The sequence below is a fragment of the Castellaniella denitrificans genome (assembly GCF_042653765.1).
Lineage (GTDB): Bacteria > Pseudomonadota > Gammaproteobacteria > Burkholderiales > Burkholderiaceae_B > Castellaniella > Castellaniella denitrificans.
This window is the reverse complement of the sequence record NZ_JBHSEZ010000010.1, coordinates 20260-46859: the sequence shown is the minus strand read 5'-3', so window position 1 is coordinate 46859 and position 26600 is coordinate 20260. Positions and strand designations below refer to the sequence as shown.

Annotated in this window: 29 protein-coding genes and 1 other RNA gene; 14 read left to right on the top strand and 16 right to left on the bottom strand. The window is 68.4% G+C overall.

Going from position 1 to position 26600, the window contains the following annotated elements:
* Positions 1-200: 200 nt before the first annotated feature.
* Positions 201-1637, bottom strand: coding sequence for a catalase (locus ACFO27_RS11190; RefSeq protein WP_376817407.1), 1437 nt, complete (start codon positions 1635-1637; stop codon positions 201-203).
* Between the two features lie 214 nt (positions 1638-1851).
* Positions 1852-2328: an Lrp/AsnC family transcriptional regulator gene (locus ACFO27_RS11185; protein ID WP_376817410.1), complete on the bottom strand. Its 477-nt coding sequence runs from the start codon at positions 2326-2328 to the stop codon at positions 1852-1854.
* Between the two features lie 151 nt (positions 2329-2479).
* Here ACFO27_RS11185 and hppD point away from each other — a divergent pair, with 151 nt between their 5' ends.
* Both hppD and ACFO27_RS11175 read left to right on the top strand, forming a co-directional pair.
* Positions 2480-3583, top strand: a complete 1104-nt coding sequence (hppD, locus tag ACFO27_RS11180; RefSeq protein ID WP_376817406.1) for a 4-hydroxyphenylpyruvate dioxygenase — start codon at positions 2480-2482, stop codon at positions 3581-3583.
* A 141-nt stretch (positions 3584-3724) separates the two neighbouring features.
* On the top strand, positions 3725-4687 hold the full coding sequence (locus ACFO27_RS11175) for a nucleoside recognition domain-containing protein (protein WP_376817405.1): 963 nt from the start codon (positions 3725-3727) through the stop codon (positions 4685-4687).
* A 65-nt stretch (positions 4688-4752) separates the two neighbouring features.
* Here the strand turns inward: ACFO27_RS11175 and msrA are convergent, their stop codons facing one another.
* Both msrA and ACFO27_RS11165 read right to left on the bottom strand, forming a co-directional pair.
* Positions 4753-5298, bottom strand: coding sequence for a peptide-methionine (S)-S-oxide reductase MsrA (gene msrA, locus ACFO27_RS11170; RefSeq protein ID WP_376817404.1), 546 nt, complete (start codon positions 5296-5298; stop codon positions 4753-4755).
* A 31-nt stretch (positions 5299-5329) separates the two neighbouring features.
* Positions 5330-5689: a c-type cytochrome gene (locus tag ACFO27_RS11165; RefSeq protein WP_376817403.1), complete on the bottom strand. Its 360-nt coding sequence runs from the start codon at positions 5687-5689 to the stop codon at positions 5330-5332.
* Between the two features lie 128 nt (positions 5690-5817).
* On the opposite strand from ACFO27_RS11165, the gene lgt reads away from it, so the two are divergent.
* Positions 5818-6618 (top strand): prolipoprotein diacylglyceryl transferase, encoded by an 801-nt coding sequence (lgt, locus tag ACFO27_RS11160; protein WP_376817402.1) that lies wholly within the window; start codon positions 5818-5820, stop codon positions 6616-6618.
* Here the strand turns inward: lgt and ACFO27_RS11155 are convergent.
* The 5 genes from ACFO27_RS11155 to ACFO27_RS11135 all read right to left on the bottom strand — a co-directional run bounded on the left by ACFO27_RS11155 (position 6575) and on the right by ACFO27_RS11135 (position 8953).
* On the bottom strand, positions 6575-7282 hold the full coding sequence (locus tag ACFO27_RS11155) for an SIMPL domain-containing protein (protein ID WP_376817401.1): 708 nt from the start codon (positions 7280-7282) through the stop codon (positions 6575-6577). The two genes, lgt and ACFO27_RS11155, sit on opposite strands and share 44 nt — an antisense overlap.
* Positions 7283-7348: 66 nt before the next feature.
* Positions 7349-7528, bottom strand: a non-coding RNA gene (gene ssrS, locus ACFO27_RS11150) — 6S RNA.
* Between the two features lie 39 nt (positions 7529-7567).
* Positions 7568-7870: a cell division protein ZapA gene (locus ACFO27_RS11145; RefSeq protein ID WP_376817400.1), complete on the bottom strand. Its 303-nt coding sequence runs from the start codon at positions 7868-7870 to the stop codon at positions 7568-7570.
* Between the two features lie 33 nt (positions 7871-7903).
* Positions 7904-8308: a hypothetical protein gene (locus ACFO27_RS11140; RefSeq protein ID WP_376817399.1), complete on the bottom strand. Its 405-nt coding sequence runs from the start codon at positions 8306-8308 to the stop codon at positions 7904-7906.
* A gap of 51 nt (positions 8309-8359) precedes the next feature.
* Positions 8360-8953 carry an RNA pyrophosphohydrolase gene (locus tag ACFO27_RS11135; RefSeq protein ID WP_376817398.1) on the bottom strand — a complete coding sequence of 198 codons (594 nt, stop codon included), beginning with the start codon at positions 8951-8953 and terminating at the stop codon, positions 8360-8362.
* A gap of 67 nt (positions 8954-9020) precedes the next feature.
* Here ACFO27_RS11135 and ACFO27_RS11130 point away from each other — a divergent pair, with 67 nt between their 5' ends.
* The 9 genes from ACFO27_RS11130 (at position 9021) to ACFO27_RS11090 (ending at position 17017) form a co-directional block, all read left to right on the top strand.
* Positions 9021-10754 (top strand): proline--tRNA ligase, encoded by a 1734-nt coding sequence (locus ACFO27_RS11130; protein WP_376817397.1) that lies wholly within the window; start codon positions 9021-9023, stop codon positions 10752-10754.
* A 109-nt stretch (positions 10755-10863) separates the two neighbouring features.
* Positions 10864-11289 (top strand): tol-pal system-associated acyl-CoA thioesterase, encoded by a 426-nt coding sequence (ybgC, locus tag ACFO27_RS11125; RefSeq protein ID WP_376817396.1) that lies wholly within the window; start codon positions 10864-10866, stop codon positions 11287-11289.
* Between the two features lie 2 nt (positions 11290-11291).
* Positions 11292-11966 carry a protein TolQ gene (gene tolQ, locus ACFO27_RS11120; RefSeq protein WP_322997711.1) on the top strand — a complete coding sequence of 225 codons (675 nt, stop codon included), beginning with the start codon at positions 11292-11294 and terminating at the stop codon, positions 11964-11966.
* Position 11967: 1 nt separating this feature from the next.
* The gene (locus ACFO27_RS11115; protein WP_323025891.1) at positions 11968-12399 is read left to right on the top strand and encodes an ExbD/TolR family protein; all 432 of its coding nucleotides are present in this window, start codon (positions 11968-11970) and stop codon (positions 12397-12399) included.
* A 10-nt stretch (positions 12400-12409) separates the two neighbouring features.
* Positions 12410-13570 (top strand): cell envelope integrity protein TolA, encoded by a 1161-nt coding sequence (gene tolA, locus ACFO27_RS11110; RefSeq protein WP_376817395.1) that lies wholly within the window; start codon positions 12410-12412, stop codon positions 13568-13570.
* 13 nt (positions 13571-13583) lie between these two features.
* A complete protein-coding gene (gene tolB / locus ACFO27_RS11105) occupies positions 13584-14891 on the top strand; it encodes a Tol-Pal system beta propeller repeat protein TolB (protein WP_376817394.1) in 1308 nt (435 codons plus the stop codon).
* Positions 14892-14930: 39 nt separating this feature from the next.
* Positions 14931-15425, top strand: coding sequence for a peptidoglycan-associated lipoprotein Pal (gene pal / locus ACFO27_RS11100; protein ID WP_376817393.1), 495 nt, complete (start codon positions 14931-14933; stop codon positions 15423-15425).
* Between the two features lie 99 nt (positions 15426-15524).
* Positions 15525-16196: a tol-pal system protein YbgF gene (gene ybgF, locus ACFO27_RS11095; protein ID WP_376817392.1), complete on the top strand. Its 672-nt coding sequence runs from the start codon at positions 15525-15527 to the stop codon at positions 16194-16196.
* On the top strand, positions 16196-17017 hold the full coding sequence (locus ACFO27_RS11090; protein ID WP_376817391.1) for an alpha/beta fold hydrolase: 822 nt from the start codon (positions 16196-16198) through the stop codon (positions 17015-17017). The genes ybgF and ACFO27_RS11090 overlap by 1 nt, the downstream gene beginning before the upstream one ends.
* Positions 17018-17130: 113 nt before the next feature.
* Here ACFO27_RS11090 and ACFO27_RS11085 read toward each other — a convergent pair whose 3' ends face one another.
* The gene (locus ACFO27_RS11085) at positions 17131-17658 is read right to left on the bottom strand and encodes a copper chaperone PCu(A)C (RefSeq protein ID WP_376817390.1); all 528 of its coding nucleotides are present in this window, start codon (positions 17656-17658) and stop codon (positions 17131-17133) included.
* A 142-nt stretch (positions 17659-17800) separates the two neighbouring features.
* Between ACFO27_RS11085 and ACFO27_RS11080 the strand changes: the two genes are divergently transcribed.
* A complete protein-coding gene (locus tag ACFO27_RS11080; protein ID WP_376817389.1) occupies positions 17801-18274 on the top strand; it encodes a PaaI family thioesterase in 474 nt (157 codons plus the stop codon).
* Between the two features lie 139 nt (positions 18275-18413).
* Here the strand turns inward: ACFO27_RS11080 and ACFO27_RS11075 are convergent, their stop codons facing one another.
* From ACFO27_RS11075 to ACFO27_RS11050, 6 genes are all read right to left on the bottom strand, one after another.
* Positions 18414-19496, bottom strand: a complete 1083-nt coding sequence (locus tag ACFO27_RS11075) for a BMP family ABC transporter substrate-binding protein (protein WP_376817388.1) — start codon at positions 19494-19496, stop codon at positions 18414-18416.
* 27 nt (positions 19497-19523) lie between these two features.
* On the bottom strand, positions 19524-20441 hold the full coding sequence (locus ACFO27_RS11070; protein WP_376817387.1) for an ABC transporter permease: 918 nt from the start codon (positions 20439-20441) through the stop codon (positions 19524-19526).
* A gap of 4 nt (positions 20442-20445) precedes the next feature.
* Complete coding sequence (locus ACFO27_RS11065) at positions 20446-21510, bottom strand: ABC transporter permease (RefSeq protein ID WP_376817386.1); 1065 nt, start codon at positions 21508-21510, stop codon at positions 20446-20448.
* On the bottom strand, positions 21503-23056 hold the full coding sequence (locus ACFO27_RS11060; protein WP_376817385.1) for an ABC transporter ATP-binding protein: 1554 nt from the start codon (positions 23054-23056) through the stop codon (positions 21503-21505). Before ACFO27_RS11060 ends, ACFO27_RS11065 begins: the two co-directional genes overlap by 8 nt.
* Positions 23057-23289: 233 nt before the next feature.
* Entirely contained in the window at positions 23290-23925 is a 636-nt protein-coding gene (leuE, locus tag ACFO27_RS11055) for a leucine efflux protein LeuE (protein ID WP_376817384.1), read from the bottom strand.
* Between the two features lie 118 nt (positions 23926-24043).
* Positions 24044-25552 carry an acetyl-CoA hydrolase/transferase family protein gene (locus tag ACFO27_RS11050; protein ID WP_376817383.1) on the bottom strand — a complete coding sequence of 503 codons (1509 nt, stop codon included), beginning with the start codon at positions 25550-25552 and terminating at the stop codon, positions 24044-24046.
* Between the two features lie 107 nt (positions 25553-25659).
* Here ACFO27_RS11050 and ACFO27_RS11045 point away from each other — a divergent pair, with 107 nt between their 5' ends.
* Positions 25660-26577 (top strand): LysR substrate-binding domain-containing protein, encoded by a 918-nt coding sequence (locus ACFO27_RS11045; RefSeq protein ID WP_376817382.1) that lies wholly within the window; start codon positions 25660-25662, stop codon positions 26575-26577.
* The last annotated feature ends 23 nt before the right edge of the window (positions 26578-26600 follow it).

Below are 26600 nucleotides of genomic sequence, written 5' to 3'. Positions count from 1 at the left end.
GGCACCTCCGCCTGGCCCCGAACCCTTGAATGCATCGGTAAAACCGAATCATCTAGGGGTTAACCCGAGTGCCTGGCGGCGAAGAAACGAGACTATAGCACGCTTTTTTAAATCCGTGCAAACGGCTTCTTGAAAAGGCCGAAAAAAGGCGGCGGCCGCCGCGCGATGCGACGGCCGCCGCCCGGTTCACATCCGCAAGCCTATGCCTGCAAGGCCTTGATGGCGGCGGCCACTCCCGCGCCGTAGGCGGGATCCGCCTGGGTGCAATGCTCGATGTGGAGCGCCTGCACGTCGGGCGTGACCCCGGCGATGGCGCGGGCCGTATTGTCGAACAGGGCTTGCCGCTGCTCGGGCGTCATCAGGCGGAACAGCGCGCCCGGTTGCGAGAAGTAGTCCGTGTCCTCGCGGTGGTTCCAGTGGTCGGCCGCGCCTTCCAGGCTGAGCGGCGGTTCGCGGTAGTCGGGCTGTTCGGCCCATTCCCCGGAACGGTTGGGCTCATTGCCCGTCAGGCCGCCATGGTTGCCGTCCACCCGCATCGCGCCGTCGCGGTGGTAGCTGTGGAAGGGACAGCGCGGCGCGTTGACCGGGATCTGATGGTGGTTGACCCCCAGGCGGTAGCGCTGGGCGTCGCCATAGGAGAACAGGCGGGCCTGCAGCATGCGGTCCGGCGAAAAACCGATGCCCGGGACGACGTTGGCCGGGGTGAAGGCGGCCTGCTCGACTTCGGCGAAGAAGTTTTCCGGGTTGCGGTTCAGCTCCAGGACTCCGACCTCGATCATGGGGTAGTCGCCATGCGGCCAGACCTTGGTCAGGTCGAAGGGGTTCAGGTGGTAGCCGCCGGCCTCTTTCTCGGGCATGACCTGGATGTACAGCGTCCAGCGCGGGAAGTCGCCCTTGGAAATGCTGTCGTACAGGTCGCGCTGCGAGCTTTCGCGGTCGCGGCCGATCAGTTCGGCGGCCTGGGCGTCGGTCAGGTTGCGGATGCCCTGCTGCGACTTGAAGTGGAACTTCACCCAGAAGCGCTCGTTGGCGGCGTTGATGAGGCTGAAGGTATGGCTGCCGAACAGGTGCATGTGGCGATAGTCCGACGGAATGCCGCGATCGCTCATGACGATGGTGATCTGGTGCAGGGCCTCGGGCAGGCCGGTCCAGAATTCCCAGTTGTTCTGGGCGCTGCGCATGCCGGTGCCCGGGTCGCGCTTGACCGCGTGGTTCAGGTCGGGGAATTTCAGCGGGTCGCGGAAGAAGAACACGGGGGTGTTGTTGCCCACCAGGTCCCAGTTGCCCTCTTCCGTATAGAACTTCATGGCGATGCCGCGGATGTCGCGCTCGGCGTCGGCGGCGCCGCGCTCGCCGGCCACCGTGGAGAAGCGGGCGAACATCGGGGTCTGCTTGCCGATCCCGGAGAACAGCGCGGCGCGCGTGTAGCGGGTGATGTCGCGGGTGACGGTGAAGGTGCCGTAGGCGCCCGCGCCCTTGGCGTGCATGCGGCGCTCGGGGATCACCTCGCGGTCGAAGTGGGCCAGCTTTTCGAGCAGCCAGACATCCTGCAGCAAGGCCGGACCGCGCGGACCGGCGGTCTGGATGTTCTGGTTGTCGACGACGGGCGCGCCGGCGGCGGTGGTCAGTTTCTTCATGAGCATCTCCAGTGCGGGAGCGGCGCCGCCAGGACGGCGCCAGTTCGGGGAACCATGGATCCCGCATCGGCGGGTTCCTCATGAAAGACAGTCTAACGAGGCCCGTTGAATAAATAAAATTGAATATTGCTCTTGATTTGATAGTGATCAGCTATTGATCAGGAATCCGCTTCCGGATCCCCATCCATTCCGGCGCCCGGGCCGCGGCCGGGTGTCAGGCCGGCAGCTCGGTCGTTTCCTTGATGGACTGCAGCGCGAAGCTGCTGCGGATGTCGACGACGGCCGGATGCCGCATCAGGGTATCCATGGCGAAACGGGAAAAAGCCGCCAAGTCCTGGACCTGGACCCGCAGCAGGTAGTCCATGTCGCCCGACATGGCGTAGCACTGGACGACTTCCGACCAACTCTGGACGTCGCGGGCGAACGCGGACATGGCGCCGTGCTCGGCGCGGTGCGACTTGTCCAGCCGGACGAAGACGTAGGCCAGCAGTCCCAGGCCGAGTCTTTCCGGATCCACGAGCGCGACGTAGCGGCGGATGTAGCCCTGGTCCTCCAGGCGCTTGACGCGCCGCAGGCAGGGGCTGGGCGACAGGGCCACCCGCTGGGCCAGGTCCTGGTTGCTGATCCGGCCGTCGCGCTGCAGATGCATCAGGATCAGGCGATCTGTCCTGTCCAGGTCGTCGATAGGCATCATATTGTCTCAACCATGAGTTATTAGATGAATGATTGCGTCACGGTAGGGGATCGTACCGCATGTTTGCAATCTTTCCCCACGCTGTTTTCCCTAGAATTCCAGAAAAGACCCCACCGGCAAAGGGCATGCTCAACTACAGGAGACACTCATGACCGAATCCTTCGCCCCCTGGGACAATCCCCTGGGCACCGCGGGCTTCGAATTCGTGGAATACACGGCGGAAGATCCCGCCGCGCTGGGCCGCGTGTTCGAGGCCCTGGGCTTCCGGGCCATCGCCCGGCACCGCAAGAAGGCCGTCACGCTGTACCGCCAGGGCTCGATCAATTTCCTGGTGAACGCGGAACCCGACTCCTTCGCGCAGCGCTTCGCGCGCCAGCACGGCCCGTCGATCTGCGCCATCGGCCTGCGCGTGCAGGACGCGGCCCGCGCCTACAAGCTGGCCCTGGAGCGCGGCGCCTGGGGCTTCGATTCCCACAGCGGCCCGATGGAACTGAACATCCCCGCCATCAAGGGCATCGGGGATTCGCTGATCTACCTGGTGGACCGCTGGCGCGGCAAGTACGGCCACGGCGGGATCGGCGACATCGGCATCTACGACGTGGACTTCGAGCCCCTGGACCACGCCACCGCCCGGGACGACCTGCGCCACGAGGGCGCCGGCCTGCTCGCCATCGACCACCTGACCCACAACGTGCATCGCGGCCGGATGGGGGAATGGGCCGAATTCTACGAGCGCATCTTCAATTTCCGCGAGATCCGCTACTTCGACATCGAGGGCCAGCTCACCGGCGTGAAGTCGAAGGCCATGACCTCGCCCTGCGGGCGGATCCGCATCCCCATCAACGAGGAAGGCGGCGAGACCCCCGGCCAGATCCAGGAATACCTGGACCAATACCGGGGCGAAGGCATCCAGCACATCGCCCTGTCCACCGACGACATCCACCGCACGGTGGAACGGCTGAGCGGCCGGGTGAAGTTCCTGGACACCCCGGGCACCTACTACGAGCTGCTGGACGGACGCCTGCCGGGCCACGGCGAAGACGTGGAACGCCTGCGCCGCAACCGCATCCTGCTGGACGGCGCCCCGGGCGGCGGCCTGCTGCTGCAGATCTTCACCGCCAACCAGATCGGGCCGATCTTCTTCGAGATCATCCAGCGCAAGGGCAACGACGGTTTCGGCGAAGGCAATTTCAAGGCGCTGTTCGAGTCCATCGAACTGGACCAGATCCGCCGGGGCGTGCTGCGGACCTGAGGCGCGGACCGGGCCCATCCCCCCGCGCAGCCCGCCCCCCCGGCCCGCGACGCATCGCGGACGCGCGCGTGCATCGGGGGCGCCCTACAATGCCGGGATGCGGCCTGCCCGACGGCGCCGCGATCCTCCCGGAACCCTGGCATGCTCCACTACCTGAACACCATCCGGCTGCGCAGCACGCGCATGTTCCTGACGATCACGCGCATCATGCTGCCGGTGATGGTGATCGTCTATGCCGCCGACCGCCTGGGCCTGGTGCGCATGGCCGGCGAGGCTCTGACACCGGCCATGGCGCTGCTGGGCCTGCCGCCCGAAGCGGGGATCATCTGGGCCACCACCATGCTGACCAACATCTACGGCGGCATGGCCTCGATGGCCGCGCTGTCCGACGGCATGCACATGACGGCGGCCCAGGTCAGCGCGCTGGGGGCGATGATGCTGTTCGCCCACAACATTCCGACCGAGCAGTCCGTCGTGCGCCGCGCCGGCGCCAGCGCGCTGGTCACGGGATCGCTGCGCATCGCCGTCGCCATCGTCTACGGCGCCGCCGTCAGCTGGGCCTGCCGGGCGCTGGACGTGCTGCAGGCCCCGGTCTCCCTGGCCTGGATGCGCCAGGACGCCGGGCTGACCCAGGGGCCTCCGGACTTCTGGCCCTGGGTCCTGTCCACGCTGCAGTCGCTGGCGCTGGTCCTGGCCGTCATCGTCGGGCTGGTCGCGCTGCTGGACGTGCTGGAACGCCTGGGGATCACGCGGCTCGTGACCCGGCTGCTGACGCCGGTGCTGCGCCTGTCCGGCCTGGAGGAGCGCGCCGCGCCCCTGACCACGGTCGGCGTGCTGCTGGGCCTGGCCTACGGCGGCGCGCTGATCATCGAAGCCGCCGAGCGCGAGGACTACAGCCCGCGCACGCGGCTGCTGGCGCTGTCGTGGCTGTCGCTGTGCCACGCCCTGATCGAGGACACGCTGCTGATCCTGGCGCTGGGCGCCAATCTGTGGGTGATCCTGGTGCTGCGCGGTCTGGTGACCCTGGGCGTGCTGGCGGCCCTGGCGGCGCTGACGCGCCCTGGCACCGCCTGGGGCCGCAGGCTGGCGGCCTCGGCGCAGTAGGTCCGGACGGCACAGGTCTCGTCGAAGCGGCCAGGGGGCCGACCAGGGGCGGCCGCCAGGGCGCCTCAGCGCAGCAGGTGCGCGTAGCGCTGGCGGAACTTCGCCAGCTTGGGCGCGATGACGAACCGGCAGTAGCCCTGCTCCGGATTGCGCCGGTAGTATTCGCGATGCAGTTCCTCGGCCGACCAGAAGGGGCCCGCCGGCTCGATCCGGGTGACGATCGGGTCGTCGAAGGCCGCCTGCGCCTCGGCGCGCACGGCCTCGGCCAATGCGCGCCGGGCCTCGTCCTGGCAGAAGATCACCGAGGCGTACTGCGGCCCCGCGTCGCTGCCCTGGCGGTCGAGCGTGGTCGGGTCGTGCGTGCCGAAGAAGACTTCCAGCAGGGTACGGTAGCCGACCCGCTCCGGATCGAAGGCGACCCGCACGACCTCGACGTGGCCGGTGTCCTGGCGGCAGACCTGCTCGTAGGTCGGATGATCGACGTGGCCGCCGCAATAGCCGGGCTGCACGTCCAGCACGCCGTCCAGGGCGCGGAACACGGGCTCCAGGCACCAGAAGCAGCCGCCGCCGAAGATCGCGGTTTCGAATGCGGCGTTCCCTGAGTTTTCCATGCGATTCTCCTCGTCTCGCGCGGCGGACCGGTCAATCCAGCGCGGGGGCTTTCTTCAGCGACAGGATCCACAGCGCCAGGCGCCGCGCATCGATGTCGGACAGGCGGGTCTGGGCCGGCATGGGGATCGCGCCCCATTGGCCGCGGCTGCCTTCGCGCATGACGCGGGCCAGGTGGCCGGCCGCCTCGGACCGGCCCTGGAAGCGCTCGGCGATGGCCCGGAACGGCGGCCCCACCCGACGGGCGTCGACCTGATGGCAGCCCAGGCACTGGCGCTGGCTGGCCAGCGCCAGGCCGTCGCCCGCCGTGCCGCCGGCCGCGCGGGCGCCCGGCGCGCACAACGCCAGCGCCGCCGCCAGCACGATCCCGATCGCCTTGCCGCATCCCGCCATTGCCCGATCCTTCCTCCAGGGAACCTTTGCACAAGCCCGCGCACCGCCCCGGCATCAAGCGCCGGACAGGCGTCCGCCGCCCCGATCACGGTATTATCCATGATTGTCTTCCCACCCGGCCGCGCCCCATGCCCTACCCCCACATCGACCCCATCGCCCTGCAGATCGGTCCCATCGCGATCCACTGGTACGGACTCATGTACCTGGCCGGCTTCGGCCTGGCCTGGCTGCTGGGGCGCTGGCGCATCCAGCACCACCCCACTCCGGCGGGGCTGACGCTGCGCGACCTGGAGGACATCATCTTCTACGGGGTGCTGGGCGTGGTGCTGGGCGGGCGCCTGGGCTACGTGCTGTTCTACAAGTTCGACGATTACCTGGCGCACCCGCTGTCGGTCTTCGAGGTCTGGCAAGGCGGAATGTCCTTCCATGGGGGCCTGATCGGCGTGACGCTGGCGATGCTGCTCTTCGCCCGCAAGCGCGGCCAGCCGCTGCTGGCGATCGGGGATTTCATCGCTCCCCTGATCCCCCTGGGCCTGGCCGCCGGGCGGCTGGGCAACTTCATCAACGGAGAACTGTGGGGCCGCCCCACGGACCTGCCCTGGGGCATGATCTTTCCCGGCGCGCAGGACGGCACGCCGCGCCACCCCTCGCAGCTCTACGAAATGGGGCTGGAAGGCTTCGCCCTGTTCGCCCTGGTGTGGTGGTTCGCCCGCAAGCCCCGCCCGACGGGCCAGGTGAGCGCCGTGTTCCTGATGGGCTACGGGCTGTTCCGGTTCCTGGTGGAATTCACCCGCGAGCCGGACGATTTCCTGGGACTGCTGGCGGGCGGGCTGTCGATGGGCCAGCTCCTGTCGCTGCCCATGATCCTGATCGGACTGGCCCTGTTCATTTGGGCAGCAAGACGATCGTCCCCCGCACCGACACGCTGACCCGTTCGCGTCCGCCCTCGACGGGCGCGGCGGCCTTGTCGGCGGCCATGGCGCTCATCATCATGCGGGGCATGGGCGCGGGCGGCGCGGCGCCCTGGCCGCCCAGATCGACCGTGCGGAACCGGTAGCCGGCGAAACCCAGGGCCTGGGTGAGCGCCTGGGCGCGGGCCTTGAACGCCTCGACGGCCTGGCCCAGGAGCTTCTGCTCTTCGGCCGCGCGCCGTTCCCGCGAAACCGAGAACGACAGGCCGGCGATCGGCATGCGGTCGCCCAGGCTGGCCGCCAGCTTCGAGACGGCGGGAAAATCGCGCGATTCCAGCAGGATTTCGGCCTGGCCCCGCCATTCGGCGATCTTGCCGTCGCGGTCGGTGGTCGGCCAGATCCGGTAGGACCCGCTGCGCGCTTCGATGCCCTGGTGTCCCTTGGCCTGTTTCATGACCGAATCCAGGCGCTGGTTCAGGGCCTCGGCGACCTCGGTCTGCGACGCGCCGGACAGCTCCGCCGCCAGGGTGATTTCCACCGTGTCCTGTCCGACCTCGGACGAGGCCTCGGCCGACAGCGAGGCCCGCGGCTCGGCGGGCTCGGCCTCGCGGGCCAGGGCGGGCAGGGCCGCGACCGACGAAGCCAGCAGCAGGCCGGCCAGAAGATGCTTGCGATTGCGCACGCCTCGATACATATTTCCCCCTGAAAAAGACGAAAGCCCGTCGCGATCTCACGACGAGCTTTCTGGTAATGCCCCGCCTGTGCCGTCTAGGCCGGCATCCCGGAACCGAGGGTTCACGGTGGTCGCCATCAGTCAGGCTTCGGGCCGTCCAATGAAGGCAGCGCTCCCATCTGTCAATCCGGCAACCTATGCCTATAGCATTGGTTCAAGGAATGTATGGCCAGGTCACGAACACGGCAGGGACTTAAACGACCGGATGACCTGGCGCATCCGGAAAGTAACTGATCAAACGGCGGTGCCCAGCACATCGTCGAGCATGTCGTTCATGGATTCGATTTTACCCTTGAAATCACCCAAGGCAATATTTCCGAGGGGACCGTCGGGCGCGCGCATGCTGAGCAGCTCGTTGGCGATCTGGATGGCGGCCATCACGGCGATGCGCTCGTTGCTGGCGATCTTGCCCACGCCCTTGATGGCCAGCATGCGCTGATCGACCAGCCGGACGGCGGCCAGCAGGGCGTCCTTTTCTTCGGGGGGGCAGGCCAGCGAATAATCGCGGCCGAGGATGGCGATGTCGACGCGTTCCATGCTGCGCGGCTCCTTGATCAGTGTGGGCGGGCCCTACTGGGCCTCCGCGCCGGGCAGGCGCTCGAGGATGAGTTCGATCTGCCGCTGGGCGCCGGAAGCGGCCTCGCGCAGGCTGTCGCGTTCGGATTCGACCTGGACCAGGCGGCGCTGCAGGGAATCCGAACGGATCTGGTGGTCGCGCACCTCGGATTCCAGGGCGGCCCGGTGCTGGCCGGATTCCTCGCGCACGGCCTGGAGTTCCTGGTCGTGGCGCGCGAGCCGTTCGGACATGCGGGCGAATTCCTGGCCTTCGCGCACCTGCTGGTCTTTCAGGGCCTGGCATTCCTGCTCGAGCTGCCTGACCCTGGCCTGCAGGGCGGCGCGTTCGGATTGCAGGCCCCGCGCAAGCTGGACGACTTGGCGGATGCGCTGGGACAATGCGTCGAGGTCTTGGAGCATGCGGTCAAACCTTCTGGAGTGCCGGCGCGATGCGCCACGAAAGGGATTGAATCATACTTGTTCGGGCCGTGATGTTTTCGGGGCCGGCGCATCCGCCGCCCGGGCGGCGGAATCGTCATGCTGCCCCGCGCCCCGGGGGCCGCGGTGGCGCAGGTAGCGGTTTTCCCGGCCCTTGCGGAACAGCAGGCCCGCCAGTTCGTTGAGCGCCAGGGAATAGACCTCGCGCTTGAATTCGATGACGGCGTCCAGCGGCACCCAATAGGCGTTCCAGCGCCAGGCGTCGAATTCGGGCGTATCGGTGGCGCGCAGGCTGACGTCGCTGTCGCGGCCCACCATGCGCAGCAGGAACCAGATCTGCTTCTGGCCCTTGTAATGGCCGCGCAATTCGCGGCGCACGTAATGATCCGGCACGGTATAGCGCAGCCAGTCCCGGGTCCGTCCCAGAATGCGCACATGTTCGGCGCTCAGGCCGGTCTCCTCGTGGAGTTCGCGGTACATCGCCTGCACGGGGGTTTCGCCGTGCTTGATGCCTCCCTGGGGGAACTGCCACGCGTGTTCCCGGATGCGCTTGCCCCAGAAAACCTCGTTTTTCTGGTTCACGAGAATGATGCCGACATTCGGACGGTAGCCTTCGCGATCCAACATGGGGCCACCTCGGTTGTGAATTCAATACAATTACCGTCGATTATACGTACCAACCGGAATCCCTACCATGCGCGCCAGCCAGTACCACCTGAACACCCTGAAGGAAGCCCCCGCCGAGGCGGAAGTCGTCAGCCACCAGTTGATGACGCGGGCGGGCATGATCCGGAAGATCGCCGGAGGCATCTACACCTACATGCCGATGGGCCTGAAGGTCCTGCGCAAGATCGAGGCCATCGTGCGCGAGGAAATGAACCGCGCCGGCGCCATCGAGCTGCTGATGCCGGTGGTGCAGCCGGCGGAACTGTGGCAGGAATCGGGCCGTTGGGAACAATATGGCGCCGAACTGCTGCGCATCAAGGACCGCCACCAGCGCGACTTCGTGCTGCAGCCGACGTCCGAGGAAGTCATCACCGACATCGCCCGCAACGAAATCCACAGCTGGCGCCAGCTGCCGGTGAACTTCTACCACATCCAGACGAAGTTCCGCGACGAGCGCCGGCCGCGCTTCGGCCTGATGCGCGGGCGCGAGTTCACCATGAAGGACGCCTATTCCTTCGACCGCGACGAGACCGCCGCCCAGGCCAGCTACGACGCCATGTACGCCGCCTACCAGCGCATCTTCACGCGCCTGGGCCTGACGTTCCGCGCCGTGGCGGCCGACACCGGCTCGATCGGCGGCACGCGCAGCCACGAATTCCAGGTGATCGCCGACACCGGCGAGGACCTGATCGTCTACAACCCGGATTCGGACTACGCCGCCAACATCGAGCTGGCCGAGGCGCCCTGCCTGCTGGCCGAGCGCGAGCCGGCGCGCGAGTCCATGGAAAAACGCGCCACGCCCGACGCCCCCAAGTGCGAGATCGTGGCCGAACAACTGGGCCTGCCGCTGTCGCGGACGGTCAAGTCCGTGGTGCTGGCCACCGACCCCGCGGACGGCCCCGCCCGCCTGTGGCTGCTGCTGATCCGGGGCGACCACGAAACCAACGAGGTCAAGGTCGGCAAGCTGCCGGGCCTGGGCGACGGCTACCGCCTGGCGACCGAGGCCGAGATCGACGCGGTCTTCCACTGCGCCCCGGGCTATCTGGGGCCCGTCGGACTGGACCCGGAGGCCGTCACCGTGATCGCCGACCGCACGGTCGCCCACATGGGCGATTTCGTCTGCGGCGCCAACGAGGCCGGCTATCACCTGAGCGGCGTGAACTGGGGGCGCGACCTGCCCGAGCCGGCCCTGGTCGCCGACCTGCGCAACGTGGTGGCGGGCGATCCCGATCCGCGCGGCGGCACCCTGGCGATCCAGCGCGGCATCGAGGTCGGCCATGTGTTCTTCCTGGGAGACAAGTACTCGCGCGCCTTGAACGCGACCTTCCTGGAAACGGACGGCAAGCCGGCCGTGCTGCAGATGGGCTGCTACGGGATCGGCATCAGCCGGATCTCGGCCGCCGCCATCGAGCAGAACCACGACGAGCGGGGCATGATCTGGCCGCGCGCCATCGCGCCGTTCGAGGTCGTGCTGTGCCCCATCGGCATCGGCAAGAGCGAGGCCGTGCGCGAAGCCGCCGAATCCCTGTACCAGGCGCTGCGGGCGCAGGGCGTGGACGTGATCCTGGACGACCGCGACGCCCGGCCCGGCATCATGTTCGCCGACTGGGAACTGATCGGCGTGCCGCTGCGCGTGACGCTGGGCGACCGCGGCCTGAAGGAAGGCATCGTCGAAATCCAGGCGCGCCGCGACGAGCAGGCGCAGCGCATCGCCCCGGCCGACGCCCTGGCGCACGTCCTGGAGCGGCTAAAATCCCTCTAAACCAAGTCGAGCGCAAAACGGGCGCTGTGGATCGGAATGGAATGCAAGGCGCGAACCGCCCGAATCCGCAGATGCGCGCGGCGCCCGTGTCACAAGGCCTCACTAAAAAATGCCTCCGGATCGAACCAATCCCCCCGGCGAGCTGTCCATTCGCGTATATTACGAGGACACCGACACCGGTGGCGTCGTGTACTACGCGAACTACCTCAAATTCTTCGAACGCGGTCGCACGGAATGGCTGCGCGCGCTCGGGATGGATCAACACACTCTCGCAACACAGGAACGGATGATGTTTGTGGTCAAGCATGCGGACATTGCCTACCGGCAACCGGCCCGCCTGGACGACCGCATCCTCGTCCGGACCGCCGTGACCGGGCTGGGCGCCTCGACGATCCGGTTCGGCCAGCAGGCCCTGCGCGACGACACGCTGCTCGCCAGCGCGGACATCCAGGTCTGCACGGTGCACGCCCTCAGCTTCAAACCCATCCGTCTCTCCCCCTCCATCAGGGATCTACTGGAAAAGGCCCTTCATTAACCATGCAAGCCTCTAGCGATTTGTCGCTGCTGTCCCTCATCGGCAACGCCAGCCTGCCCGTGCAGATCGTGATGCTGATCCTGCTCGGCGCCTCGGTCCTGTCCTGGACCTACATCTTCAGCAAGCGCGCGGCCCTGCGGCGCGCCGACGAACAGACCCGCCGCTTCGAGGACGATTTCTGGGCGGGCGGCGACCTGACGGTCCTGCAGCAGGCCATCGCCAGCCGGCGCAACGAGCACGGCGCGCTGGCGCGCATCTTCGACGCGGGCATGACCGAATTCGTCAAGGCGCGACGCTCGTCCAGCCGGGGCGACACCCTGCTGGACGCCCCCCGGCGCGCCATGAAGGCCGCCTTCCAGCGCGAGATGGACAGCCTGGAATCGCACCTGAACTTCCTCGCCTCGACCGGCTCGGTCAGCCCGTACATCGGGCTGCTGGGCACGGTCTGGGGGATCATGCACGCCTTCATGGGCCTGTCGACCATGCAGCAGGCCACCCTGGCCGCCGTGGCGCCCGGGATCGCCGAGGCCCTGATCGCGACCGCCATCGGCCTGTTCGCCGCCATCCCGGCCGTGCTGGCGTACAACCGCTACACCAATCAAATCGACCGGCTGTCGATCCGCTTCGAGAGCTTCGTCGAGGAATTCCTGAACATCCTCCAGCGCCAGGTGCACTGAGATGAGCACATTCGGCAGCCGTCGCTCGCGTCGCTTGAAGAACGACATCAACGTCGTGCCCTACATCGACGTCATGCTGGTCCTGCTGGTGATCTTCATGGTCACCGCGCCCATGATCACGCCGGGCCAGATCGAACTGCCCTCGGTCGGCACGGCCTCCGACGTGCCCGTCCAGCCCATCGAGGTCCAGATCGACGCCCAGGGCGCGCTCGCCCTGCGGGTGCGCGAAGGCGGCGCCTCGTTCCGGCCCATCGACAAGGCCAATCTGCTCGCCGAGGTCCGCGCCGTCGCCACGGCCGACACCCCGGTGGTGATTTCCGCCGACGGCAAAGTGCCCTACGAGTCCGTCATGCAGGTCATGGACCAGTTGCGCAACGGCGGAATCGGCAAGCTGGGCCTGCTGGTCAACCAGAACGCCCCGGCCGCGCGCTGACGCCCGCCCCATGAATCTGTTCGACCGTTTCTTCAACTCCGGTTCCGACGACGACGCGCCCCCCGGCGCGCGCGACGACCGGCGCGGCCTGGTCGTCTCCCTGGCCGCCCACGGGCTGCTGATCCTGCTGATGGTGGTGGGCTTCTCCACCGCGCCCGACAATCCCGGCCCCGTCCAGGTCGAACTCTGGGCCCAGGGCACGGTGGCCGACGCCGCCGCGCCGCAGGAACAGCCCGAAGAGCAGCAGCCCGAGCCTCAGCCGGAACCCGAACCCAAGCCGGAACCGGAGCCCGAGCCCCAGCCGGACGACAGCGCGCGCCTGGCCGCCGAGCAGGCCGCCCAGGCCGAAGCCGCGCGGCAGGCGCAACTGGCCGAGGCCCAGGCGAAGGCGGCCGCGGCCGCCCAGGCCAAGGCCGACGCCGAAATCGCCCTGGCCAAGGAACGCAAGGCGCGCGAGGACATGGAACGCCGGCTGGCCGAGCAGGCCGCCAAGGAAAAGGCCGAGAAGGAAGCCGCCGCACAGGCCGCCCGCGAAAAGGCCGCCCAGGAAAAGGCGGAGAAGGAAAAGGCGGAGAAGGCGGCGGCGGAAAAAGCCGCGGCCGAGAAGGCGGCGGCCGAAAAGGCGGCCAAGGCAAAGGCGGAAAAAGAAGCCGCCGAGCAGGCCGCCAAGGAAAAAGCCGAAAAGGAAAAGGCCGAAAAGGCGAAGGCTGAAAAAGCCGCCGCCGAAAAGGCCGCGGCCGAAAAGGCGGCCAAGGAAAAAGCCGCGAAGGAAAAGGCCGCCAAGGAAGCCGAGGCCAAGCGCCAGGCCCTGAAGGCCGCCATGCGCGGCGACGCCCTGGAAGCCGCCGGCATCCCGAACGGCAACGCCGACCGCAACCAGCGCGGGGGCGGCGGCAACGACGGCTACGCGGCCAAGGTGCGCGCCTGCGTCCAGCCCGGCGTGGTCTACAACGTGCCCCCGCGCAGCGGTTCCGCCAATCCCACGGCGAGCTTCCGCACCCGGCTGGGGTCCAATGGGCAAGTCCAGGGCGTGGACCTGACCCGATCCTCGGGCAATCCCCGTTTCGACGATGCCGTCCAGAAGGGGATCCTGGCCTGCTCGCCCTTCCCGAAACCGCCTGGCGGCAAGTATCCGTCGTATATTGACGTGGACTACCGCATGTACGACTAAGGAGATCGTCACCATGACAGTATTCACAGCCTCCGGCTTCATCGGACGCCTCCGGCGGCACGCCGCCATGGCCGGCCTGGGCCTCGCGCTGGCCGCCGCGGGCGCCACGGCGGCCCATGCGCAATTGCGCGTCGACATTTCCGGCGTCGGAGCCACCCAGTACCCGATCGCCATCGCGGATTTCGCGGGCGCGGCCAGCGCCACCTCGGCGCCCGAGGTCATCCGCGCCGACCTGACCCGCTCCGGCCAGTTCCGCCTGATCGGCGCCTCCGGCGCCGGGCTGGACGTCCAGAGCAAGATCGACTACGGCACCTGGCAGGCGCGCGGCGCGGACTACCTGGCCTACGGCACGGTCGCGCAGAACGGCGGCCAGTACACGGTCAGCTATCGGCTGGTGGACAACGTCCGCAAGACCGAGCTGGACCAGGCGTCCTACAGCGGCACCGAAGCCGAGATGCGCCGGATATCCCACCGGATCGCCGACCGGATCTACGAAAAGATCACCGGCGTGCGCGGCGTGTTCTCGACCCGGATCGCTTACGTGTTGCAAACCGGCAACGGATATGAGTTACAAATTGCTGACGCCGACGGGCAAAATCCGCAGGTGATGCTGCGCTCGAAGCAGTCCATCATCTCGCCCGCCTGGTCGCCGGACGGCTCCCGGTTGGCCTACGTCAGCTTCGAATCGGGCAAATCCGTGATCTACGTGCAGACGCTCGCGACCGGCCAGCGCCAGCCGGTTTCCAATTACAAGGGCAACAACAGCGCGCCCGCCTGGTCGCCGGACGGCCATCGCATGGCGATCGTGCTGTCAAGAGATGGCATTTCCCAGATTTACACCATCAACACGGATGGATCCGACCTGCGCCGGGTGATGCGCTCCCCGCTGATCGACACCGAGCCGCGCTTCACCCCGGACGGCCAGTCCCTGGTGTTCACCAGCGACCGGGGCGGCAGCCCGCAGATCTACAAGGTGCCGGTCGGCGGGGGCGACGCCCAGCGCCTGACCTTCTCCGGCAGTTACAATATCTCACCCAGGGTATCGCCGGATGGACAACAACTGGTGTACGTTACTCGCAGAAACGGTGCCTTCAGGATTGCAAGCCTCGCCTTGAACTCGGGTTCCGAGCAGATTCTGACGGACGGCCCGGACGACCAATCCCCCAGCTACGCGCCCAATGGAATGCAGGTGCTCTACAGCGCCATCCAGAACGGCCGCAGCGTGCTGGCGGTGACCTCGATCGACGGGCGCGTGCGCCAGACGCTGTCGGTGCTCAACGGCAAGGTCCGCGAGCCGGCCTGGGGCCCTTTCACAGACTGATTTTTCCGTGTGACTCTTCTTTCATCTAAAGGACATTAAATGAGCTCGCGCATCACCAGGACTCTGACCATCGCCGCCATCGCCGCCTCGCTGGCCGCCTGCAGCTCCGTGCCGCTGGACCAGAACGGCGCAGCAGGCAACGGCTCCGATTCGGCGTCCGCTGGGCAAATCATGGATCCCTTCAATCCGCAAAGCCCGCTCGCGCAACAACGCTCGGTCTACTTCGATTTCGACAGCTACACGGTGCCCGAACAGTACCGCAGCGTCGTCGAGATGCATGCCAACTACCTGACCAGCCACCAAGGCCAGAAGGTCCGCGTGGAAGGCAATACCGACGCACGCGGCAGCACCGAATATAATCTGGCCCTGGGCCAGCGCCGTTCGGACGCCGTGGCGCGCATGATGACCCTGCTGGGCGTCAACGCCAACCAGATCGAAGCGATCAGCTTCGGCAAGGAACGTCCCAAGGCCCTGGGCAACACCGAAGCCGATTACGCCGAGAACCGCCGCGCCGACATCAACTACCAGCGTTGATCTCAGCCAGGCTGTGACAGCGCCGTAGCGGCCCCCGCTACGGCGTTTTTTCATTTTCACGGCGTTTTTCACGGCGTTTTTCATTTGGACCCGAGACCCATGATCGCATCCACTCCCCGCCTGCACACCCTGGCCGCCGCCCTGCTGGCCCTGACGCTGGCCGCGCCCGCCGCCCAGGCCTTTTCCGACGACGAGGCGCGCCAGGCCATCCTGGAACTGCGCACCCAGATCAAGCAGATGAACGAACAGAACCAGCAGGCCCGGCTGCAACTGGCCGACCAGATGGATCTGCTGCACCAGGAAATCGCCACGCTGCGCGGCCGCGTCGAGGAACTGAGCCAAAGGGCGCCCGCGGCCGGCGGCAATGGCAACGCGCCCCAGACCCCGCAGGCCGGCGATCCGCAGGAGCAGGCCGCCTACGAGGCCGCCGCCGACCAGTACCGGAACGGCCGCTACAAGGAAGCCGCATCCGGCTTCGCGACCTTCATCCAGTCCTATCCCGACAGCGACCTGGCCGGCGACGCCATGTTCTACCTGGGCAGCAGCCAGTACGCCTCCAAGGACTTCAAGGGCTCCATCCAGACGATGCAGTCGCTGGTGAAGAACCGTCCCGGCGATCCCCGCGCGCCCGACGCCCTGCTGGTCGTGGCGGCCGACCAGATCGAGCTCAACGACATGAAGGGCGCCAAGGCCAGCCTGCAGCGCATCATCAAGGACTACCCCGGCAGCCCTTCCGCCGAAACGGCCAAGAGCCGCCTCAAACTGCTGTAATGCCGGCGCAGCCCCCCGAGCCGCCGCACCACGTCCTCGCCCTGCCCGACGGCGGCCTGCACTACACCCAGGCCGGCGGGGACGCGGGCGCGCCGATCCTGCTGATCCACGGCTCGCTGTGCGACTACCGCTACTGGCGCTGGCAAGTCCCGGCCTTCGCCGAAACGCATCGCGTCATCGCCCCCAGCCTGCGCGGCTGCTGGCCCGATGCGCGGTCCCATCCCCGGGCGGAATACGCCGTCGGCCGCCACGCCGACGACCTGGCGCGCCTGCTTCGGGCGCTGGACGAACACGGCGGCGCGCACGTGATCGGCCATTCGCGCGGGGCCCAGGTGGCCCTGGACCTGGCGATCCGCGCGCCGCAATTGTGCCGGTCGCTGACGCTGGCCGATCCCGGGTTCCGCTTCGCGGACGAGCCGGAAACACCCGTCTTCTACGCCGACGCCGTCCAGCGCCTGCGGGACGGGGACGAGGAAAAGGCGATCGAGGAGTTCATCGACACGGTGAACGGCGCGGATACCTGGCGCAAGATGGTCGGCTGGTTCAAGGACATGGTGCGGGACAACGCGGCGACGCTGCTGTCGCAGATCCGCGAGGCCAACCTGCCGGTGGACCCGCGGGATGCCGCCGCCCTGTCCTGCCCGGTCCTGCTGGTCGGGGGCTCGCAGAGCCCCGCCAAATACGGCACCCGCCAGGACCGGCTGCAGCAACTGCTGCCCCAGGCCCGGCGCGCGCGCATCGCCCTGGCCGCCCACGGCATGAACCTGGCCAACCCCCGGGCATTCAACCGCGCGGTCCTGGACTTCATCGCGGGCGTCTGAGCCCGCCGCGCACCGACCGCCGACCGCGAGGATGGACGCGGCGCCGATGCCGCCCGCGCGGACGCGCGCGACACCGCGGCGCGCGCGAGGCGCGCCGCGAACACCCGCTGACGTCAGTGCTTCATGTGCTTGGGCATGTCGTGCCCGCCCATGCCCGACATGGCCTTGGGAGACTTGACCTCGCAGGTCGCGGAGAAGCCTTCGCCGTTGGCCAGCGTGAAGTCCACCCGCACGGAATCGCCGACCTTCAGCCCGGCGCGGGGCTGTTCCAGCATCAGGTGGTAGCCGCCCGGCTTGAACGCCAGGTCCTTGCCCGCCGGAATGGCGACCTTGTGGACCATGGACATCTTGCTCATTCCGCCGGATTCGGTGGTTTCGTGCAGCATGATCATGCCGTAGTCGGGCGAATGGGCGCCCGTCAGCACCGCGTCTTCCGACCCGGCATTGTGCGCCACGAAGAACCCGCCCGAAGGGGCCGGGGACGGGATCAGGCGGATCCAGCAATCGGACGCCGTCACGGCGGCGGAAACCTTGGCCGGCGCGCCTTGCGCGGCGCCATGTCCCTGCGCCCAGGCCGAGGCCGACACCGCCAGCAGCAAGCCGGCCGAAATTCCCAGTGTGCGCGTCAAAGATTTCTTCATTTCACTACCCATGATGTGGCCCGCAGTCCGCCTGGGCGGCCCTGCGGCAGGACCGGCCGGAACGCCGGCCGGCGCGGCCGGGAGGCATCCGCCTGCCCGGCCGGACCAGTGTACTATGGGCTTTTCGACTCTTCTTTGCGCCATGTCCAAGCCGCTCGAAATCGTCGCCGCAGCCGAAACCGCCGACGCCGGGACTCCGGAGGCCCGCATCGGCCTCGAAGAATTCCGCGAACTGCTGGGCCGGCTGCATCCTTTTGCCGCCGTGCTGGGCATCGAGATCCTGGACATCCAGTATGGTCAGGCCACCCTGCGCCTGCCCCCCAGCCCGGCCAACCAGCGGCTGGGCGGCATCGTGGCCGGGCCGATGCTGATGGGCCTGGCCGACCTGGCCCTGTACGCGGCCGTGGTCGGCGCCACCGGGGTCGCCGAATCGGTCACCGCCAGCCTGACGATCAATTTCCTGCGGGGCGCCCAGGCCGGCGGGATCATCGCCCGGGCCCGGATATTGAAAACCGGCCGCATGACGGCCGGTGAAGCGCTGCTGCTGCCCGAAGGCGGCGGGGACCCGGTGGCCCAGGTGGTCAGCACCTGGTCGGTGCCTCGAAAGTCGGGCTAAGAACCCTTTTTGCCGCCGGGATGAACCCGGCCATGGATCAGTCCCTGCGGACTGATCCATGCTTGGCGAATCCGAGCGGCTTGCAAGCCGCGAGGTGGGGAAATACCGCGATCCGAAACCACCTGCGCGACATAGGCTCTTAATTCTTCGTCAATTTCCCGACCACGCCTTCGACGTAGTAGTCCATCGCGTTCAGGCCCTTGTCGTCCAGCGCGCCCTCGGCCAGGACCACCTTGCCTTCGTTGGTCTTGATCGGCGCGGCGAAGACGTTCAGGGTGCCGTTGGCGATGGCGTCTTCCTTGGCCTTGAGGTCGGCCTTCAGGGCGTTGTCCACGGCCGGGCCGAAGCCTTCGAGGGCGACCATGCCTTCCTTGAAACCGCCCCAGACCTGATCGGACTTCCAGGTGCCGTCCAGCACCGCCTGGGCCTCGCGGGTGAAATACGGACCCCAATGGTGGGTGACGGCGCCCAGCTGGGCCTTCGGGCCGAACTTCAGCATGTCGGAGTGGTAGGCGATGGCCCACTTGCCGCGCTCCTCGGCCGCCTGGACGGTGGCGGTGGAATCGGTGTGGTGGGTGACGATGTCGGCGCCCTGGTCCAGCAGGGCCAGCGCGGCGTCGCGTTCCTTGCCCGGATCGAACCAGCTGTTGACCATGATGACGCGCACCGTAGCGTCGGGCTTGACGCTGCGCAGGCCGCGCGTGAAGGCATTGATGCCCTGCAGGACCTCGGGGATCGGATAGGCGCCCACGTAGCCGACCACGCCGGTCTGGGTCTTGCGCCCGGCCAGGATGCCGGCGACGTAGCGCGCCTGGTAGAAGCGGGCGTTGGTGGTGGCGACGTTCGGCGCGGTCTTGTAGCCGGTGGAGTGCACGAACTTCACGTCCGGGAACTGCTTGGCGACCTTGATGGTCGGGTTCATGTAGCCGAAGGACGTGGTGAAGATCAGCTTGTTGCCCTGCTGGGCCAGGTCGCGGATGACGCGCTCGGCGTCGGCGCCCTCGGGCACGTCCTCGACGTACTGGGTCTTGATCTTGTCGCCCAGCTGCTGCTCCATGTATTTGCGCCCCAGGTCCTGCTGCCAGGACCAGCCCGCCTCGCCCACGGGGCTGACGTAGACGAAGCCGATCTTCAGGGGTTCGGCGGCGGCGGGGCCGGCGGCCCAGAGGCACGCCGCGGCGGTGGCGGCCGCCAGGGTTTGACGAATCAGACGGGTTTTCATGGGAAGGGTCTCCGTGGACGACAACGATCAGTGATTGGGATTGAACACGCGCCCCAGGGACGCGGGCATGTTGATGCGGATCCAGTTCACGTTGCGCGAGATCAGGACCAGCACCAGGATGGTGGCCAGGTAGGGCAGCATCGACAGCAGCTGGGAAGCGATCGGCACGCCCAGCGCCTGCATGTGGAAGGTCAGGATGGTGATGCCGCCGAACAGGTAGGCGCCGGCCAGCACCCGCAGCGGGCGCCAGGTGGCGAACGGCGTCAGCGCCAGGGCGATCCAGCCGCGGCCGGCGACCATGTTCTCGACCCACATCGGCGTGTAGACCAGCGACATGAAGGCCCCGGCCAGGCCGCAGCAGGCCCCGCCGAACAGCAGGGCCGCCAGGCGGATGCGGCGCACCGGGTAGCCCAGGGCATGGGCGGATTCGGGAGATTCGCCCACGGCGCGCAGAACCAGCCCGGCGCGCGTGCGGTACAGGAACCAGGTCAGCCCGACGGCCAGCGCCAGGGCTCCGTAGACCAGGGGATGGTGCTGGAACAGGGCCGGGCCGACGAAGGGCAGGTCGGCCAGCCCCGGCACCGACCAGGAGAACGCCTGGATCGTGGCGCCGACGTAGGGCATGCCGATGAAGGCGGACAGGCCGACCCCGAACAGGGACAGGGCCAGGCCGCAGGCGACCTGGTTGGCCCCCAGCCAGACCACCAGCCAGGCGAAGACGCCGGCCAGCAGGGCGCCGGCCGCGGCCCCGGCCAGGAAGCCCAGCCCGGTGCTGCCGGACTGCACGGTCACGGCGAAACCCAGGGCCGCCGCCACCAGCATCATGCCTTCGGAACCCAGGTTGATGACGCCGGATTTTTCGTTGACGAGCAGGCCCAGGGCCGCCAGCATCAGCGGCGTGCCGGCGTTCATGGCGGCCGCGATCAGGGGAGCCAGTACGTCCATGGTGTCAGCGCCTCCAGCGCGGGCGTTGGTGGATCAGGACATCGCAGGCCAGCAGCGAGAACAGCAGGATGCCCTGGAAGATGCCGGTGATGGCGTCGGGCATGCCCAGGCGCGTCTGGGACAGTTCGCCGCCGATGTAGAACAGGGCCATGACGAAGCTGGCGAAGATCACGCCGATGGGATGCAGCCGCCCCACGAAGGCGACGATGATGGCGGCGAAGCCGTAGCCCGGCGAGACCGAGGGCGTGAGCTGGCCGATGGGCCCCATGATTTCACAGGCGCCGGCCACGCCCGCCAGGGCGCCGGAGCCCAGCATGCAGCCCCACAGCGCGCGGCGCGAGGAAAACCCGGCGTAGCGCGCGGCCAGCGGCGCCAGGCCGCCCACCGTCAGGCGGTAGCCGGCGAACAGGCGGGACAGCAGCAGCCAGGCCGCCAGCGCCGCCGCCAGCGCCAGCCCGAAACCCAGGTGCAGGCGGGTGCCCGGCCATGCCGGCAGCAGGAAACCGTCGTCGAACAGCCGCGACTGAGGAAAGCCGAAACCGTCCGGATCGCGCATCACGCCGTGCACCAGGTAGCTGAGCAGCAGCTCCGCCACGTACACCAGCATCAGCGACACCAGGATCTCATTGGCGTGGTAGCGGTCGCGCAGCCAGGCCACCAGCCCCGCCCACGCCGCGCCGCCCAGGGCGCCGGCCAGCAGCGTCAGGGCGACCATCAGCGGCCCGCCCCCGCCGCCCGTCCCGTCATCGAAGCGCAGGATGAACGCGCCGGCCACGATCGCCCCGACGACCAGCTGGCCTTCCGCGCCGATGTTGAAGATGTTGGCGCGGAAGCACAGCGCCAGACCGACCGCGCACAGCAACAGCGGCGCCATCTTGACGCCGATCTCGGCCCAGCCGTGCAGGCTCGCGAGCGGCTCGACGAAGAAGACGGCCAGGCCCTCCAGGGGCGGCTTGCCCACGGCCATGAACATGAGCACGCCGCACAGCGCCGTCAGCGCGACCGCCATCAGGGGCGACAGCCACACCATCCGGCGCGACGGCTCGGCGCGGGGGACGAGCTCAAGCATGGACGGCCTCCGGGACGGCGCGGCCCGCGGATGGCGCGGCCGCATCGGCCCCGGGCCACAGGCCGCTCATCCACTGGCCGATCCGTTCGCGCGTGGCCTCGGCGCGGGCGATGGAAGGCGACAGGCGCCCCTTGGCCAGGACGACCAGGCGGTCGGACAGTTCGAACAATTCGTCCAGTTCCTCGGAAATCAGCAGGATGGCGCAGCCCGCGTCGCGCAGCGCCAGGAGTTCGCCCCGGATCTGCGCCGCCGCGCCCACGTCCACCCCCCAGGTGGGCTGGGCGATGATCAGCAGCCGGGGCTGGCGCACGACCTCGCGGCCGACGATGTACTTCTGCAGGTTGCCCCCCGACAGGCTGCCGGCCAGGGCCTGGGGACCGGGCGCCTTGACGCGGAAGCGTTCGATGATGTCCGCCGTGATGCGGCGCACGGCCCCGGTGCGGATCCAGCCGTGCCGCACGGTCTCCGGTCCCTGGTGCGAGAGCAGCAGGTTGCGCGCCAGGGACAGTTCCGGCACGGCGCCGCGCCCCAGGCGTTCCTCGGGGACGAAGGCCATACCGCGCGTGCGCCGCCAGGCCGACGAACGGTGGCCGACGGGCTGGCCGTCGAACAGGATGCTGTCCCGGGCCGCGCGGGTGTCCTCGCCCGAGAGCGCGCCCATCAGTTCCTGCTGGCCGTTGCCGGACACGCCAGCCACGCCCAGGATTTCGCCCGCATGCAGGTCCAGGTCGACGCCCGCCAGCGGCGTGGCGAAGGGATGCGCGCGCGGCAGGTCCAGGCCGCGCACCTGGAGCAGCACCGGCCCGGCCGGCCGCGCGTGGTGCTCGTGCACCGGCAGGTCGGCGCCGATCATCAGGCGCGACAGGCTGGCCTCGGTTTCCTGGCGCGGATCGCAGACCCCGGTCACCCGGCCGGCGCGCATCACCGTGCAGCGATGGCACAGGGCGCGGATCTCGTCGAGCTTGTGGCTGATGTACAGGATGCTGCAGCCTTCGGCCGCCAGCTGGCGCAGGACGTCGAACAGGCGCAGCACCGCCTGGGGCGTGAGCACCGAGGTCGGCTCGTCCAGGATCAGCAGGCGCGGCTTGCCCAGCAGGGCGCGCACGATCTCCACCCGCTGGCGCTCGCCCACCGACAGGGTATGGACGTGGCGGCGCGGTTCGACGTCCAGGCCGTATTGCGCCGCCGTGGCGGCGATCCGCGTTTCCAGGGCCTGCATGTCCGTGTCCGGCGGCAGGCCCAGGGCGATGTTTTCCGCCACCGTCAGCGTGTCGAACAGGGAGAAATGCTGGAACACCATGCCCAGGCCCAGCGCCCGCGCCGCCGCCGGGTTGGCGATCCGCACTTCCTGGCCGTCCCAGTGGACCGAGCCTTCGTCCGGACGGACCACGCCGTAGATGATTTTCATCAGGGTGGATTTGCCGGCGCCGTTCTCGCCCAGGATGGCGTGGATCTCGCCGGGTTCGACGGTCAGGTCGACCGCGTCGTTGGCCCGGACCGCCGGATAGGATTTGCTGATGTTTCGTAAGGCCAGTCGCGGGGGCATGCAGGCATCCTAGTTCGAATCGTTCGTGAAACACCCGGGATGCGAAAAATTCTACTCAGGATGCGCAGGGCCACCTAAAGGGGATAAACCCCTAGCCTGGCCGGACACGCGCGATCCGCCCCCGCCGCGCCAGAGGGGCGATGGACGGGCGACACCGGAACATCACTCGATATGAATGACCGGTATTATCGCACGATGATGAGCCCCCGTGCCGAAGGCGGCACCGGGATGTTTCAGGCCTCGAAGGCCATGCGGCCGGCGAACCACAGGAACAGCATGCCCACCAGGCCGCTGCCGGCGCGCGCCAGGCCCTGGCGCCGCCGGAACGCCGCCGCCAGGCGCGAGCCGCCGAAGATCAGGGTGGACAGGTACAGCAGGCTGCACGCCTGCAGGATCGCGGCCAGGATGAAGAAAGGCAGGGCCGGATGCGGATAGGCCGGATCGACGAACTGCACGAAGAACGACAGCAGGAACAGGATGGCCTTGGGGTTGAGCAGACTGAGCAGCAGGGCCTTGCGGAAAGGGCTGCCCGGGCCGCCGGCGACCGTGTGGACTTGCGCCGGCGCCGGCCGCCAGGCCGACATCAGCAGCCGGATCCCGAGGTACGTCAGGTACACCGCCCCTGCGGCCTTCAGGGCGAGGAATACCATGGGCAGCAGCCGCAGCACCGAGGCGGCGCCGGCCGCCGTCAGGGTCATCAGGATGGAATCGCCGACGAACACCCCGAAGGCGGCCTGGTAGCCGGCGCGCACGCCGCGCCCGGCGCCGGTGGCGAGCACGAACAGGGAATTCGGCCCCGGCAGCAGGACGATGAAGATCGTCCCCGCGAGATAGGTCCAGACGTCCAACACACCATATTGCGCCAGCATGGCAGGCCTCGCTACCGGGGAGAAGGCGGTATTTTATCGCCGCCGTTCATCGCTGGCGACGAACCGCGGACGGCGACGCGGCGGCCGCCGGGGGCTCGCGCCCCGGCCGCCGCCGCGTTCAGGCACAGGCCATCTGCTCGCTGCGCATCGATCCGGTGCGGGCGTGGCGCTCGTGCCAGGACAGGGCCTCGCCGATGAGGTGCGGGGTGTGGCCTCCCTGCGCGCGGGCGCGCTGGAAGTAGTCCATCAGTTCCTCCCGGTAGTCCGGGTGCGCGCAGCATTCGATGACGCGGGGGGCGCGCTCGCGCGGCGCCAGGTTGCGCAAGTCGGCCAGGCCCCATTCGGTCACCAGGATGTCCACGTCGTGCTCGGTGTGGTCCACGTGGGCCACCATCGGCACCACGCTGGAGATGTCGCCGCCCTTGGCCACCGACTTGCTCACGAAGATCGACAGGTGGGCATGGCGGGCGAAGTCGCCCGAACCGCCGATGCCGTTCATCATCCGCGTGCCGCCGACGTGCGTGGAATTCACGTTGCCGTAGAGGTCGAATTCCAGCGCCGTGTTGATGGCGATGACGCCCAGGCGGCGCACGATCTCGCAGTGGTTGCTGATTTCCTGGGGACGCAGCACGATCCGCCTGGCGTATTCGTCCAGGCGCTCCATGAAGCGCCGGTACACCGGTTCGGACAGGGTGATCGACGAGGCCGAGGCGAACGACACCCGGCCCGCGTCGATCAGGGCGATGGCGCTGTCCTGGAGAACCTCGGAATACATCCGCAGGTCGCGGAACGGCGCGTCCACCAGTCCGTGGACGACCGCGTTGGCGATGGTGCCGATGCCCACCTGCAGCGGCAGCAGCGTATCGGACAGGCGGCCGGCGGCCACCTCGCCTTCCAGGAAGCCGATGATGTGGCTGGCGATCGCCCGGGTGTCCTCGTCCGGCGGCTGGACGTTGGAGGGGCTGTCGGGGTGGTTGGTGACGACGATGGCGGCGATGCGCGACGGGTCGACGGGAATCACCGGCGTGCCGATGCGCTGGTCCGGCTCGGTCAGGGGAATGGGCTGGCGCCCGGGATAGGCCTCGGGCGCGTAGATGTCATGCATGCCCATCAGGCCCGTGGGCATGCTGGTGTTCAGCTCGACGATCACGCGGTCGGCCTGGGCGACGAAGCTGGCGGAATTGCCGACGGACATGGTGGGCACGATGCCGCCGTCGGGCAGGATGGCGACCGCCTCGACCACGGCGATGTCGATCTTCGGAATGTGGCCCGCGCGCAGCTGCTCCACGGTCTCGGACAGGTGCTGGTCGATGAACATGACCTGCCCCTCGTTGATCTTGCGGCGCAGCCGGGTGTCGGACTGGAACGGCAGGCGGCGCGCCAGCAGGCCGGCGTCGGCCATGATGCCGTCGCTGTCGTTGCCCAGCGACGCCCCCGTGATCAGGTTCAGCCGCAGCGTCTCATGCCGCGCCCGCTCCGCGAGCGCGGCGGGCAGGGCCTTGCAGTCCCCGGCGCGGGTGAAGCCGCTCATCCCGATCGTCATGCCGTCCCTGAACAGGGCGGCGGCTTGCGTCACCGTCATGATCCTGGATTTCAACTCGGCGCATTGCAGGCGTTCCATCATCATGGTCTCCTCGTCTATTGGTGCGATGATGAGCCGAGAATATCATCGCCAATATTCATGAAATCCATAGGTACAATTCTATTCATTCATGATCATGGGAGCCGACCACGATGGACATGCGCGCACTCAGCTATTTCATCGAGACCGCCAGGCGGCAGAACTTCACCCACGCCGCCACGGCCCTGGGCGTCACGCAATCGACGATCAGCAAAATGATCCGCCAGCTCGAGGACGAGATCGGCGCCCCGCTGCTGGACCGGGAACGGCGCCCGGCGCGGCTCACCGACATGGGCCGCGTGGTCCTGGCGCGCGGACAGGACGTGCTCGCGGCGCACCGGGCCCTGCTGCGCGACATCGCCCGCACCCAGGCCCTGGAACTGGGCCGGCTGGACCTCGGCCTGCCGCCGATGATCAACCACCTGTTCACCGCGCCCCTGAAGGAATACCGCCAGCGCCATCCGAAGATCGAGGTCGCGCTGCACGAGGACACGGGACGGGCCATCGAACGCCAGGTGGCCGAAGGCCGGCTGGACCTGGGCTTCAGCCTGATGCCAGTGGCGCCGGAACTGGGCCTGCGCCCGCGAGTCGTCGCCCGCCACCGGATCCTGGCCGTCGGCCAGCCCGGCCTGATGCGGCCGCTGCCGCCCACGCCCCAGATCCGGGACCTGCGCGGCCAGCCCCTGGTCCTGCTCGACGACGACTTCGCGCTGTCCCGCCTGCTGGACCGGCAATTCCAGGCCGCCGGCTTCGAGCCGCTGATCGCCGCCCGCAGCGGCCAGTGGGACTGGACCCTGTCCATGGCGCAGGCGGGGATGGGCATCGCGCTGCTGCCCGAGCCCTTCATCCGGAACCCGGATGACCTGGGACTCGACGCCCGCCCCCTGGGGCCCGACGCGCTGAGCTGGGACATCGCCCTGCTGGCGGCGGCCTGGCCGATGCTCAGCCACGCGGCCCAGGCCTGGGTGGACCTGTGCAGCAAGCACATCGACGGCCCCTGGCCGCGGATGGAAGGCGGCGTGCCGGACTGAGGCGCGGCGCCCATGCGGAGCGC